Annotated in this window: 14 protein-coding genes; 7 read left to right on the top strand and 7 right to left on the bottom strand. The window is 48.7% G+C overall.

Annotated elements, in window-relative coordinates; genetic code table 11:
- Positions 1-159: 159 nt before the first annotated feature.
- The 4 genes from secB to rsgA form a co-directional block, all read right to left on the bottom strand.
- On the bottom strand, positions 160-609 hold the full coding sequence (gene secB, locus JIE71_RS02615) for a protein-export chaperone SecB (RefSeq protein ID WP_199507212.1): 450 nt from the start codon (positions 607-609) through the stop codon (positions 160-162).
- Between the two features lie 83 nt (positions 610-692).
- Entirely contained in the window at positions 693-956 is a 264-nt protein-coding gene (gene grxC / locus JIE71_RS02610) for a glutaredoxin 3 (protein ID WP_199507165.1), read from the bottom strand.
- Positions 957-1,270: 314 nt separating this feature from the next.
- Positions 1,271-1,696, bottom strand: a complete 426-nt coding sequence (locus JIE71_RS02605) for a rhodanese-like domain-containing protein (RefSeq protein ID WP_199507211.1) — start codon at positions 1,694-1,696, stop codon at positions 1,271-1,273.
- Between the two features lie 193 nt (positions 1,697-1,889).
- Positions 1,890-2,993, bottom strand: a complete 1,104-nt coding sequence (gene rsgA / locus JIE71_RS02600) for a ribosome small subunit-dependent GTPase A (RefSeq protein ID WP_199507164.1) — start codon at positions 2,991-2,993, stop codon at positions 1,890-1,892.
- A gap of 139 nt (positions 2,994-3,132) precedes the next feature.
- On the opposite strand from rsgA, the gene orn reads away from it, so the two are divergent.
- Complete coding sequence (gene orn, locus JIE71_RS02595; protein ID WP_199507163.1) at positions 3,133-3,720, top strand: oligoribonuclease; 588 nt, start codon at positions 3,133-3,135, stop codon at positions 3,718-3,720.
- Between the two features lie 82 nt (positions 3,721-3,802).
- On the opposite strand, the gene JIE71_RS02590 is transcribed toward orn, so the two are convergent.
- Together JIE71_RS02590 and JIE71_RS02585 are read right to left on the bottom strand one after the other, a co-directional pair.
- On the bottom strand, positions 3,803-4,666 hold the full coding sequence (locus JIE71_RS02590; protein WP_199507162.1) for a UDP-2,3-diacylglucosamine diphosphatase: 864 nt from the start codon (positions 4,664-4,666) through the stop codon (positions 3,803-3,805).
- 19 nt (positions 4,667-4,685) lie between these two features.
- On the bottom strand, positions 4,686-5,198 hold the full coding sequence (locus JIE71_RS02585) for a peptidylprolyl isomerase (RefSeq protein WP_199507161.1): 513 nt from the start codon (positions 5,196-5,198) through the stop codon (positions 4,686-4,688).
- Positions 5,199-5,445: 247 nt separating this feature from the next.
- Here JIE71_RS02585 and JIE71_RS02580 point away from each other — a divergent pair, with 247 nt between their 5' ends.
- The 3 genes from JIE71_RS02580 (at position 5,446) to JIE71_RS02570 (ending at position 9,062) form a co-directional block, all read left to right on the top strand.
- Positions 5,446-7,170, top strand: a complete 1,725-nt coding sequence (locus tag JIE71_RS02580) for a glutamine--tRNA ligase/YqeY domain fusion protein (RefSeq protein ID WP_199507160.1) — start codon at positions 5,446-5,448, stop codon at positions 7,168-7,170.
- A gap of 318 nt (positions 7,171-7,488) precedes the next feature.
- Positions 7,489-8,127 carry a peroxiredoxin gene (locus JIE71_RS02575; RefSeq protein ID WP_199507159.1) on the top strand — a complete coding sequence of 213 codons (639 nt, stop codon included), beginning with the start codon at positions 7,489-7,491 and terminating at the stop codon, positions 8,125-8,127.
- A 257-nt stretch (positions 8,128-8,384) separates the two neighbouring features.
- A complete protein-coding gene (locus JIE71_RS02570; protein WP_199507158.1) occupies positions 8,385-9,062 on the top strand; it encodes a glutathione S-transferase family protein in 678 nt (225 codons plus the stop codon).
- A gap of 78 nt (positions 9,063-9,140) precedes the next feature.
- Here the strand turns inward: JIE71_RS02570 and ruvC are convergent, their stop codons facing one another.
- On the bottom strand, positions 9,141-9,725 hold the full coding sequence (gene ruvC / locus JIE71_RS02565) for a crossover junction endodeoxyribonuclease RuvC (protein ID WP_199507157.1): 585 nt from the start codon (positions 9,723-9,725) through the stop codon (positions 9,141-9,143).
- Positions 9,726-9,886: 161 nt separating this feature from the next.
- On the opposite strand from ruvC, the gene JIE71_RS02560 reads away from it, so the two are divergent.
- The 3 genes from JIE71_RS02560 (at position 9,887) to JIE71_RS02550 (ending at position 12,922) form a co-directional block, all read left to right on the top strand.
- Complete coding sequence (locus JIE71_RS02560; protein WP_199507156.1) at positions 9,887-10,498, top strand: FxsA family protein; 612 nt, start codon at positions 9,887-9,889, stop codon at positions 10,496-10,498.
- A gap of 184 nt (positions 10,499-10,682) precedes the next feature.
- Positions 10,683-12,170 (top strand): 3-deoxy-D-manno-octulosonic acid transferase, encoded by a 1,488-nt coding sequence (locus JIE71_RS02555; protein WP_199507155.1) that lies wholly within the window; start codon positions 10,683-10,685, stop codon positions 12,168-12,170.
- Entirely contained in the window at positions 12,167-12,922 is a 756-nt protein-coding gene (locus tag JIE71_RS02550) for a 16S rRNA (uracil(1498)-N(3))-methyltransferase (RefSeq protein ID WP_199507154.1), read from the top strand. Before JIE71_RS02555 ends, JIE71_RS02550 begins: the two co-directional genes overlap by 4 nt.
- Positions 12,923-13,056 lie beyond the last annotated feature (134 nt).

Below are 13,056 nucleotides of genomic sequence, written 5' to 3'. Positions count from 1 at the left end.
GTAACAATAAAAACTTAAATGGCTAGTGCTGAAACTAAACGCCTTAATACCTAAAATCAAAGCCAGTAACCATAAAAAAACCGTCTGCAAATACAGACGGTTTTTTATACCACACTGAATCATACTGACAAACGGTGCCAGTGAGACAAGGCAGGTAAATTAAGCATTACCTTGAGCTGCCGCTTGTTGCTGGCTTTGCGCGTAGGCTTGGTCAAAATTAACAGGCGCAAGCAATAGCTGTGGGAAGCTACCACGAGTTACGATGTCGCTAATGACTTCGCGCGCATATGGGAATAAGACGTTCGGGCAGTATGCACCTAGAATCTGACCAATTTGCTCATCTGGGATGCTCTTTAGCAAAAAGATACCTGCTTGATGCACTTCAGCGATAAAGGCAGGCGCGTCCGCATTTTTTGCATTTACAGTTACGGTCAATACCACTTGATAGTGGTCGTCGTCGAGCTTTTCAGCGTTGCTTGATAGATTGATGTCCAGCTCAGGGTTCCACTCTTTGGTGAATACTTCTGCGCCTGGGACTTCTAGTGACATGTCTTTAACGTAAATGCGTTCTAGTGCCAATTGTGGTTGTGCTTGTTCTTCAGCCATGATACTTCCTCAAATCCTAAATGTTAACTTATTATCGTATATAAAAACGCGCCGCAAAATTGTGGCGCGCTGTGGTGATACATCGCTTAGCCAGCGAGCAGCTCGTCAAGCTTACCTTGTTGGTTCATCTGATTCAACTCACTAAAGCCACCAACAAAAGTTTCGCCCACAAAAATCTGCGGTACGGTGCGGTAGTTATTGGTTTTTTTCATCAGCTCCATACGGTCTTCGCGGCTCATGTCGTGCATGCTGATTTCTTCGTAGTCCACACCTTTTGATTGTAGTAGCTGTTTGGCGTTGGTGCAGTAAGGGCAAATCGGTGTGGTGTATACTTTTACAGGGACGCTCATGGTCATTCCTTATTATCAGTGTTTCTAAAAAATAAAAAAGCAGCACAAAGCCGTGCGCTTCGTATGTATATCAATGTTGGGGATGGCACAAATGAATTCAAGCACGCTGTATCGCAGTTTTGTAAGTGCCGAAAAAAATATAAACATATCAATTTATTAGCGCGTCATACTTACAGCATCAATGATGCTTATGGGCTGTGACGCCTTATTTTAGACCATAAAAAACACCGCATGGGGCGGTGTCTTTCACAGTATTTATGAGCAAAGTAGTAAAGGGGAACGATACCAGCTCATCGCCAGCCGTTTTATCGCCCTTATTTTTTGCGCATATTGGGCTTGCCTTTGGCTTGCTCTTTATTCAAGCCAACAAGTGGCATACCGCTAGATTTCCAGCCATTGACGCCGCCTTCTAGCCGATAGACATTGTCTTTACCAATCATCTGCACTGCTGCACCTGCTTGCGCCCCGATGTCACAAATAATGATGACAGGCTGCTCAATCGCACGGATTTCTTCCATGCGGTCTTTTAGCTCAGTAAAAGGAATGTTGCGGCTGCCTTGGATGTAGCCTGTGGTAAATTTTTTCTTGGGGCGAATGTCAATCATCTGAGCATTTTGCGAGTTGACCATCATGCCAAGGGTGTTGGCGGAGATTTTTTTGCCGCTGCGTTTGTTTTCGATGGTAAAAAACAAAATCATCAAAACGACTAAGATGCCAAATAAAAATGGGTGATTGCCCATAAACTCAAGCGCACGTTCAAAGTTCAAACCAAACCTCCGAAAAATAAGCGTTCTATCACGCCTATAGGCAGCGCAATACCGACGAACAAGGCGTCATTATACCGATAAGGGCATCGTGAGTAAACGCATGATGCCGCCCGTATGCCCAAAGGCACATAGGGCGGATAAGTTTGTTAAAAAGAAAGAGGTATTATCAATAGGGTTTGGTGTCTGCTTCCTCTTGCAACGTCACCAAGTTCTCAACGCGGCGCTGCAATACTTGTCCGTCCTCGACCGCTTGCCAAAGGGCGCAGCCTTTGCTGTTGTGCGTGTGTTTGCAATCGCGAAAGCGGCAATCGCCCGATAAGGGCGCAAGCTCGATAAAGCCTGAAATGATGTCGTCAGGCGTCAAATGCCAGATGCCGTACTCGCGGATACCAGGGGTGTCTACGATGCCGCCTTGGGTCAGGTCATGGTTGTTAAAAGGCAGTAGGCGGCTGGTGGTGGTGGTGTGCTGTCCAAGCTGCGAGTTTTCAGAGATGACGTTGACGCTTTGCGCAGAGTCGGGCAGCAGCGCGTTAGTCAGGCTGCTTTTGCCCACACCCGATTGTCCCGCAAAGATGACCAGCTTGTTATCAATCGCTGTCTTTAAATCGTCTAAGCCTTGCTGTTCTTGACTCGTGGCGATATTTTCAGGGCAGTCCACTGAGGTTAATACGGTCTCGTAACCCAAGTCGCGGTAGTCATCAAGCAGGGTTTGCGTGGCGGCGTGTTCGCTTTGGCTTAGCAAATCGGCTTTGTTTAATACCAAGAGCGGCGTGACGCCTGCATGATGACAAACCACCAAATAACGGTCAATCAAAGACGGCGCAGCGGCGGGCAGGGGTGCAAACACAATCGCCAAAATATCCACGTTTGCCGCCACAGGCTTTAGCTTATGATAGCGGTCGGGACGCGAGACTAGGGACGTGCGCGGCTGTACCGACTCAATACGTCCAAGCCCTGTATTGGGATCAGCAGTCCAGCGCACATAGTCGCCCGTCGCGAGCATCGGCAAATTGGTACGCGCGTGACAGCGCCAAATGTCATCCATCTCGATCGCTTGCCAAAACGGCTCAGGGTCATCAGGGGCGACTTCGGGCTGGATGGGCAACACCGCAGGCAGGCTGGTCACTTGCACCTCGAGCTGCTTGCCATAATGTGCCATGACCACGCCATCCATCAAGCTGTCATCGAGACTGTCTTGATTGGATTTTTGCTGTTGATTGATGCGACGAATCTGCTGTTTGCTCAGTTTGCGTTGCCGAATAAGTGCCATAAGTGCCGACCTGTCAAAAAAATATCTCTAAGTGTAGCGTGAAAATTTGCTAACATACAGCCTAAAGCGTGGGCGTATCTTAGGGTTTTGTAATCCTATCGCCCATGCGTCGTCACCCGATTGAGTAATAGGAACGCGTATGAGCAGCACCGAACACCCGAATAAAATCAAAATCAAGCACCAAGGCAAAAAAGGGCTGGTTTGGATTGACCTAGAGATGACGGGGCTGAACACCTTGAGTGATGAGATTATCGAGATCGCCACCATCGTGACCGACGATGATTTAAACGTCTTAGCCGAAGGGCCTGTGTTTGCCATCAAGGTCTCTGATCGTGTATTAAACGGTATGGATGACTGGAACACCAAGCAGCACGGTCAATCGGGGCTTATTGACCGCGTACGCCGTAGTACGGTGACTTTGGCAGAAGCGGAAGCCGAAACCATCAAGTTTTTAAGCAAATGGGTTGATAGCGGCAAGTCGCCAATGTGCGGTAATTCTATTTGCCAAGACCGCCGCTTTTTGGCGCGCCAGATGCCTGAGCTTGAGCGCTTTTTTCATTATCGCAACCTCGATGTGTCCTCTATCAAAGAGCTGTGTTTCCGTTGGCGTCCTGACGTGCTAAGTAGCTTTGAAAAAAATGGCAGCCATTTGGCACTGGATGACATCCGTGACTCAATCCGTGAGCTAAAGCACTACCGCCAGCACTTTTTTAAATTGCTTGTGTAAGTTTAAAGGTAATAAAAAAGCGCTTCGAACTGAATCCAAGCGCTTTTTTTATCTGTACAAGCTTTTAGTTTTAATCAATTCTTTAACGCACCCGATGGCAAAATTGATACAAGTCCAGCGCCGTGCTGTCCGCGCTTTCTGTCACTGCCGCAATCACCGCTTGCACTTGGGCACGTTTGCTGCCTGAGTCTATTATGCGCCAATCGCCCAGTACATAGCGCCATTTGTGCTCGCTTAGCACAGGCTCAGCGCTCGCGGTTGTCTTCACCTCATGCTTGGCAGGGCGGTGCGTGTGTCCGTGCAGCAGTATCGCCGCGTTTTGTAGTGCTTGCTGTACTGCATCGTTGTTGACATTCATAATGGCGGCAGATTTTTGCGCGTTTTGCTGTTTGCTTTTGGCGCGCATTTTATCCGCGATGCCGTGGCGCTTGGCGATGGGTTTTTTTAAAAAATACCATTGCACTAAGGGCTTACGCGTCACTTTACGAAACCATTGATACTTAACATCGTCGGTACACAGCGCATCGCCATGCTCAAGGCGCACGGTTATGCCGCCAATATCGGTATAAAACGGCTCGGCAATCAAGCGTGCGCCAAATAAATGACAAAACGGACGCCCAAGTAAGAAGTCGCGATTGCCGTGCATCACTAAAATGTCACAGCCTGCCACGCGCAGCGCTTTTAGCCGCTTAACAATCGGCGTTAACCAATGCGCGGCTTTGGCATCATCATCCAGCTCGGTATACATGTCATCGCCGAGCCACACCTCAAACCAGTCGCCGAGGATATACAACTGCGAGAGGGCGGGCAGGGCAAGACAGTCATCGAGCAGCGCCAAAAAAGCCTGCACTAAGGCAGGCTCATCGGCAGATAAATGCAAATCGCTAATCAAAATCTGCTGGACACTGTTTGGGCGTGTGGTCAGCAGGTGATTAAAATCAAGCATAACCAACCTATAGCATCACTTACTGAGACACGATGGTCGCAGAGTTGATGACGACCGCTTCTTTTGGTACATCAGCGTGCATGCCGTAACGACCTGTTGCCACGCCTTTGATTTTTTCGACCACGTCCATACCTTGGGTCACTTTACCGAACACGGTGTAGCCCCAGCCTTGTAGGCTCTTGTTTGAGTGGTTCAAAAAGTCGTTGTCTTTAACGTTGATAAAGAACTGACCAGTCGCTGAATGTGGGTCTTGGGTACGCGCCATGGCGATAGTGCCTGCGTCATTTTTTAGACCGTTGTCCGCTTCGTTTTCGATAGGACGGTTGGTGGCTTTTTCGTTCATGTCAGCGTCCATACCGCCGCCTTGAATCATAAAGCCGTCAATCACACGGTGAAAAATCGTGCCGTCATAATGACCTGATTTAACATAGTTCAAAAAGTTTTCGACAGTTTTAGGCGCTTTTTCTTCGTTAAGTTCGATAACGATAGCACCCATATTGGTGTCTAGTTCAACTACTGGCATATCTACCATGTGTATATCCTCGTATTGGGTAGGTGTTACGTCCTTTGTAGCGGGCAGGCGTTCACTATGCCGCCTTTTACAAAAGCTGGGGGTAGTCTAACGGCTTTTTTGCCGTCTGTCATGTATCAGGCTGTTAATGCCTTTGATAAACCTGATAGAATATCGCGATATTGATTTTTTAGACCGTTTGTTTTTGCCACGCCCAAGGTTTTTATCCAGCGTCAGGCATTCCCCTTTTGTGTTAGGAGCAGTATCCATGAGCGTAGACTCAAGCAATAACGAAAAGAATGATTTTATTCGCCATATCGTGCGTGATGATATCAAAGCGCAAAAATACCCAAAAATCGTCACCCGTTTTCCCCCTGAGCCAAACGGCTATCTGCATTTGGGACACGTGAAGTCGATTTGTTTAAACTTTGGCATCGCTGAAGAATTCGGTGGTGATTGTCACTTGCGCTATGATGACACCAACCCTGTCGCCGAAAAACAAGACTACATCGACAGCATCAAAAAAGATGTGCAGTGGCTAGGCTTTGAGTGGACAGGCGATGCGCTACATGCGTCGCATTATTTTGACCAACTGTATGCGTGGGCGGTGCAACTGATTGAGCAAGGGGATGCTTATGTTGATTTGCAAACGCCTGAAGAGATTAAACTTAATCGCGGCTCATTTAACGAAGCAGGCACGCCATCACCACAGCGTGATAACAGCGTGGAAGTCAACTTGCAGCACTTCAATGATATGAAAGACGGCAAGTACGCAGATGGCAAAGCCGTATTGCGTGCCAAGATTGACATGGCTGACCCTAACATGAACATGCGCGACCCTGTCATCTATCGCGTGATGCATCAATCACACCACCAGACGGGCGACAAATGGTGCATCTATCCGATGTATGATTTTGCGCATCCGCTATCAGACGCGCTAGAGGGTATCACCCATTCGCTATGTACGCTAGAGTTTGAAGACCATCGTCCATTGTACGACTGGCTGATTGAAAAAGTGGGCTTTGAGCTGCCACCGCATCAGTATGAGTTTTCACGCCTGAATGTTGACCACACCTTGACCAGTAAGCGTAAGCTGAAACAATTGGTCGATGAAAACATCGTGGCTGGCTGGGACGACCCACGTATGCCGACCATCGCAGGCATGCGCCGCCGTGGCTATACGCCTGAAGGTTTGCGCGACTTTTGTGACCGTGTGGGCGTGACCAAGGCAGACGGCGTGGTAGACATGCGCTTGCTTGAATTTAGTATCCGCCAGTCATTAGAAAACACCACCGCACGCGGTATGGCCGTACTAAAACCGCTAAAAGTCACCATCACCAACTTTAAAGAGGCGGTGAGTGAGTGGGAAAGTCTCAAGGCGGACAGCGTCGAGGCGCGCTGGGAAGAAGACGCACAAACGCTATGGCTGAGCCAACCAAAGCACCCGAATGTCGATATGGGCGTACGTGAGATTCCCTTTACCGAAACGCTATACATCGACCAAGGCGACTACGAAATCACCCCACCAGCGGGCTACAAGCGCCTATCGCCAGAAAAGCCAGAGATTCGTTTGCGCAATACCTATGTATTGGCAGTGACCGAGCATGTTACCGATGAGGCGGGTAATGTGGTTGAGCTAAAAGCAACCATCGACCCAAGCACGCTGGGCAACAACCCTGAAGGGCGCAAGGTCAAAGGCGTGATTCATTGGGTATCGGCAAGCCGCGGCGTACCTGCAACTGTGCGCCTGTATGAGCAACTGTTTAGCGATGCTGACCCAAGCAGCGTGAGCGATGTACACCAAGCGCTCAATCCAAACTCATTGACCGAGCTTAACGCTGTGGTTGAGCCGTCACTGGCGGAAGCGCCTGCGGGCACGCGTTTCCAGTTTGAGCGTGAAGGCTACTTTATCAGTGACAGCGAGCTGCACAGTACGGACAAGCCTGTGTTTAACCAAATCGTTAGCCTACGTGACAGCTACAAGCCTGCTTAAAGGTTAATGATAAACAATAGTTGTTGATACTGCTTTATAACCCGCCCCGTTTCTAGTACGCTAGAGGTGGGGTTTTTTGTGCCTGTTTATAATATCGCTGATATTGTTCACAACAAATATTTTCACATTTTTCTTCATCCAAAAATGGAATAACGGCATTACAATCGCTCACAAGACATTCATAACCAGTTTGTTAAGATAAAACGGCATTTTAAGAATAACGCGGCGAATGTTGGTTTGCATAACCTGCAAGGCAAACAAGCCGCGCTTTGATAGATCAATAAAACCAACACAACAGCAGATAATAAGGAATGGATTATGGCACATCTACGTTTGGGTGACAGCGCACCGAATTTTGACGCAAGTACCACACAAGGTGATATTAACTTTTATGATTGGGCAGGCGACAGCTGGGTCGTGCTGTTTTCGCACCCTGCCGACTACACGCCTGTGTGCACCACAGAGCTTGGACGTACCGCAGCCCTTGGCGGCGAGTTTCAAAAGCGCAACGTCAAGCCTATCGCGCTATCGGTAGACGGTATTGATGACCATCACAGCTGGTCAAAAGACATCGAAGAAACCCAAGGGACAGCCGTTAATTTCCCTATCATCGCTGATGAAAACCGCACTGTCGCTGACCTATACGACATGATTCACCCGAACGCCGACAATACCGCCACCGTGCGTAGTGTGTTTATCATCGACCCAAACAAAAAGGTGCGCCTCACGCTAACTTATCCTGCGAGCTGTGGTCGTAACTTTAATGAAATCATTCGTGTGATTGACGCTTTGCAATTGTCGGATGAGTACAACATCGCGACTCCAGTCAACTGGGAAGATGGTGACGATGTGATTATCCCGCCAAGTGTCAAAAACGAAGACATCGCGGCGAACTATCCAAAAGGCCATACCGAAATCAAGCCCTATTTGCGTACTACGCCAGCGCCAAACAAATAAGCTGCCGATGACAGCGTATATGAATCGCTTGTATTAAATGAGAAAAAAGTCGCCTAGTTATGCTGGGCGGCTTTTTTGTACTAAGCATAACTAAATGCACTATGCGGTGCTCTTGTTATGAAAGACAAGTAATGCTTGAGTCGGTCATATAAAGCGGTTATAACTAAAATGACGTACTAAAAAAACGACTAAGCGTCATGATTTTAAAAGTAATTATTAAACAATGTATGATTTAAACCATTTCAAAGGAGTTGTTTATGAAAACCCTATACTTAACACGACCTGCCCCAAATCCTAGAAAGGCCATTTTATTATTGGCTGCCAAAGGCATCGACATTGATGATATCGATGATTTAAACGTGGTCGATATTGACCTGAGTAAAAAAGAGCATTACACCGAAGAATTTAACGCCATCAACCCAATGAACACTGTGCCGACCATGACGTTGAGTGATGGTACGGCGCTGAATGATTCGCAGGCGATTTGTGAATATCTTGATCGCGTCTACGGTGAACGCTCCGTGATGGGTAACGATGTGGTACAGCGTGCCAAAGTCTGCGCCATGCGCCGTATCGCCGAGTTTGAAGTGTTGTATAACTTTATGCTGGCGTTTCAGCACAGCAGCCCAAGTAAAGCCGAGCGCATTGATCAAGTGCCTGAATTTGCCGAAAAGTCTATTGAACGGGCAATTAAGGCGTTGCCTTACTTTGAGTCGGCGCTTGAGGGGCATGAGTATTTGGTCAATGACCAATTAAGCTTTGCAGATATTGTGCTGTATATCGGTTTGGACTTTGGTAGAATCGTAAAATTTAAACCCACCGAGCATGGCGATAACTTAGCACGGTTTTATAAGGCGATGGATGCCAAATTTGGTGAGGAAGGTATTAAAAGCACCATCAAAAAAGCCAAAGCAGAAAATAACAGTGATGACTAACAGCGCATCTGTCTAAAATATCCCATAAAAAAAAGACAGCCAAACAGCGCTGTCTTTTTTTGTACCAAATGGTTAAAACTAACGCAAGCCGTTGATGTCTTCTTCGGTCAAGCGCCAGCGCCCTTTTTTCTTTGATGCGCCGCGACCGCGTACGGCGCTATTGAGCAGGATTTTATTCATTGAATGGCTGGAGTGGGCGTGACAGATGGCGCAGGCAAGTCCGTCGGCAGCATCGGCTTGCGGAGTGATATCGAGCTTTAAAATGCGGCAGACCATTTCTTGTACTTGTTCTTTTTCTGCTGCGCCGTAGCCGCACACCGACTGCTTAATCTGGCGCGCGGTGTATTCTGACACTTCCAAATCAAGTGCTACCATCGCCGCAATCGCTGCGCCACGTGCTTGTCCGAGCTTTAGCGCTGAGTCGGGGTTTTCTGCCATAAATACTTGCTCAATCGCGGTGTGTATCGGCTCGTTGGCGTATTTTAAATGGTGTGTGGTGATGCGCGTCAAGCCATTAAAGATACGCTTTAATCGTTCAGGCATCTCTTTGGTATCGGTGCGAATCGTGCCCGCGTCTAAAAAAGTCAGCTTATCGCCTACTTGCTGGATGATGCCGTAACCCGTCATGCGCGAGCCAGGGTCTATCCCAATAATAATTGCCATAGTATTCCGTATTGCTTAAAAATGAGCCCTAAATTTGATAGTATAGCAAGCCGTCCCCATATACTGGCTATGTTAATTATTTTATTCACTTTTTAAGACGTTTTAATCGTTACTTTGCCTGATTTTTTATTTTTCGTTTTTATTATATAGGATGACATGTTATGGGTCAGATCGTCGGTATTGCCATTGTTTGGTTTATCATTGAGATGCTGCTTTGGTATTTACTTGCCCAATTTATGAGCGGTTGGTTGGTGTTCTTTTGGTTTATCGTGGCGGCCGTAATCGGTGTGTCACTGATCCGTAAAGGCATGGCAACCCTAAGCCCAATGGCGCAGCAGATGAAAGCAGGCGGCATGATGAACCCTGGCGCGCGTCCGCCTGAGACCACGATGATGAAGAGCATCGCCATAGCAGTCGCAGGCTTGTTGTTATTGATTCCGGGCGTGTTGAGTGACATCTTGGCATTGCTGGTTATTTTGCCACCTGTGCAAAAGAAGCTCAAAGAAATGGCCAACAACTACGTCATGAACAACCAGCAAAAAATGATGGAAATGATGGCAAAACAAATGGGTGGTCAAAGCCCGTTTGGCGGTATGGGCGGCGGTGCAGGTCAAAACCCATTTGGTGGCGCGGGCGGCAATCCGTTTGGCGGTCAAAATCCATTCGGTGGTCAGCAAAACAATCCGTTTAAGCAGCACACCACCGTAGATGGTACGGCAAAGTCTGTCCCTAAAGATGTGAAAAAAATCAGTAAGCCTGCTAATGATGAATAAGACAAAGTGACTATGTAGTTATAAAGTAACTATGAAGTAACTATAAACTAAGTATGCGGCGCGTCATCTGCGCGCCCTAGGATGTGATAAGCCTGTCGTGTGGATACAGCGACAGTGCTAAAAAATTACCTCGCCATGTCTGGTTATTGACCCGCATGGCGTTTTGTTTATGTGCTGAGGGTCTATGCCGTCTTCAAAAACACCGCGTTTGTGGTCTCCAATCGCCAATGCTGTTGCGCCGCCATGGTATTATCGTGCCGCTATCGGCACCTTAAAACCGCTGTACCGCTTGCAGGTACATAAGCGCTCCTCGCAGCGGGACAACTATCGGGACGAGGTTGCCGAGCGTTTTGGCAGTGCATACCGTCAGCCGTCTGCATCGGTAGCAAACGAAGCGGAACAGGCTGATACGCAAAAGTCTTTTGCCAATGCGCCGATACTTTGGTGTCATGCCGTGTCGTTGGGGGAGACCAATACCGTCGCGCCTGTGTTGGACGCGTTGCTACAAGCAGGCTATCGCATTTGGCTCACCAATACCACGCAGACAGGGCATGCACGCACGCAAAAGCGCTTTGCTGAGGCGCTGGCATCAGGGCAGATGCAGCACAGCTACGTGCCTGTGGACGCGCCTGCGGTGATTAAACGCTTTTTGAAATATGTCAAACCTGCCGCCGCGCTGTTTGTGGAAACGGAGCTGTGGGCAAATACCTTGTATCTGTTAAATAAACAGCAAATTCCCAGCATTTTGGTTAATGGGCGTTTGTCCGAAGCGTCCTTTACCCGCTATCAAAAAATTGCCAAAGTCAGTGCCAGTATGATGCACAACTTGACCTGCATCATTGCTCAAGATGAGTCCTCTGCCGCGCGCTTTATTGATTTAGGAGCAGATAAAGACAAAGTGACGATTGGTCGCTCGCTAAAATGGGTAATTAACGGTCATACCAAGCCAAGCCTGCCTGAGTCGATTCAGACACAGTTTGCCACTATTGACCGTCCGATATGGGTCGCTGCCAGCACGCATGAGGGCGAGGAGCAAATCGCCCTCGATTGGCATCAGCAGCTGTTACAGCAAGCCGAGTCCGCCGATGCCTTGCTGATTTTGGTGCCGCGTCATCCTGAGCGTTTTGATGCCGCCGCGCAGATGGTACAGGCATCAGGCTTGAGCGTGGCGCGCCGCAGTTTGCAGGAGCCTATCCAGCCCAGTACGCAGGTGTATTTAGCTGACACGATGGGCGAGCTGATGGCGTGGTATCAGCTTGCCGATGTGGCATTGGTCGGTGGCTCGCTGGTCAATATTGGCGGACACAATCCTGTCGAGCCTGCCAGCGTAGGCACGCCTATTTTGATGGGCAGCTATACCTATTCGTGCCAAGAAGTGGTCGATGAGCTTGCCGATGTAGGTGCATTGCAGCAAGCCGACGCCGCAACCCATGCACGCGCCGACTATGCCACCGCCGCCGAGCAGCTGTATCCGCAACTATTCACATGGCTCACCATTCCAGAACAAGCCAAAGCAGCGGGCGCAGCGGGTACTACGTTGACTGATAAACGCCAATCGGTATTGACCGACCAGCTCGCGGTGATTGATTCGGTATTGGCAACGCACAGTGCCATCACGCCGCTTAATATTCCTGCATTATTGGCAATCCAAAATGAGCAGGGCGCGTTATGAATTGTCTCTTATTGCCCGCATCAGCGATTGAGGGTAGCCGCGCCCATATGAGCGATAGCGCCCAAATCAGCCACATCCGTCAGGTGCTTAAAGCCAATATAGGCGACACTCTAAAAATCGGTATGCTGGGTGGTAAGTTGGGCACTGGGGTGATTGAGACGATGAGTGAACGCGCTGTACAGTTATCAGACGTGATGCTAACCCATGCGCCACCGCCAAAGCTGGATGTCACTGTCGTGCTGGCGCTGCCGCGTCCCAAGGTGCTGCGTCGTCTTATCATGGATATGAGCGCGCTTGGCGTGCGCGATATTGTGTTGGTCAACAGCTACCGCACCGAAAAAAGCTATTGGCAAAGCCCGCAGCTGGCACGTATTGACGAGTTTGTGCTAGAAGGGCTGCAACAAGGCGTGGATACGATTCTGCCGCGTATTCAGATGCACAAGCGCTTTAAGCCGTTTGTCGAAGATGTGCTGCCCACGCTGTTAAAGCGTCAAGGCATCGTCGCGCATCCTAAGACTGAGGCGAGCTTTGCAAGCTTTATGCAGGAGGCAGCGGGTAGCGCACAGGCATTGCCCGATGTGTTGTGTATCGGCGCAGAAGGCGGCTGGATTGATTATGAGATAGATTTGTTTGCTGCGCATCAGTGTCAGGCACTGCATTTGGGCGCACGTATTTTGCGTACTGAGGCGGCGGTCAATGCGCTGCTTGGTCAATGGCTGCTGCATCCGCAAGCGAGCGAAAAATGCTTTTGATATTGCGCTTATCGTCTTCTGCTTACCCTCTTCTTATTCATAACATAAATCGAGTGTAAACCTTTAACCGCACTAGGATAGCGCGGTTTATAATTGAGCGCGACTATCCTTTAAAATGTATTGATAACCACTCT

The sequence above is a fragment of the Psychrobacter sp. bablab_jr014 genome (genome assembly GCF_016464015.1).
GTDB lineage: Bacteria > Pseudomonadota > Gammaproteobacteria > Pseudomonadales > Moraxellaceae > Psychrobacter.
The sequence above is the reverse complement of the archived record's forward strand: the minus strand, read 5'-3'. Positions and strand labels throughout refer to the sequence as shown.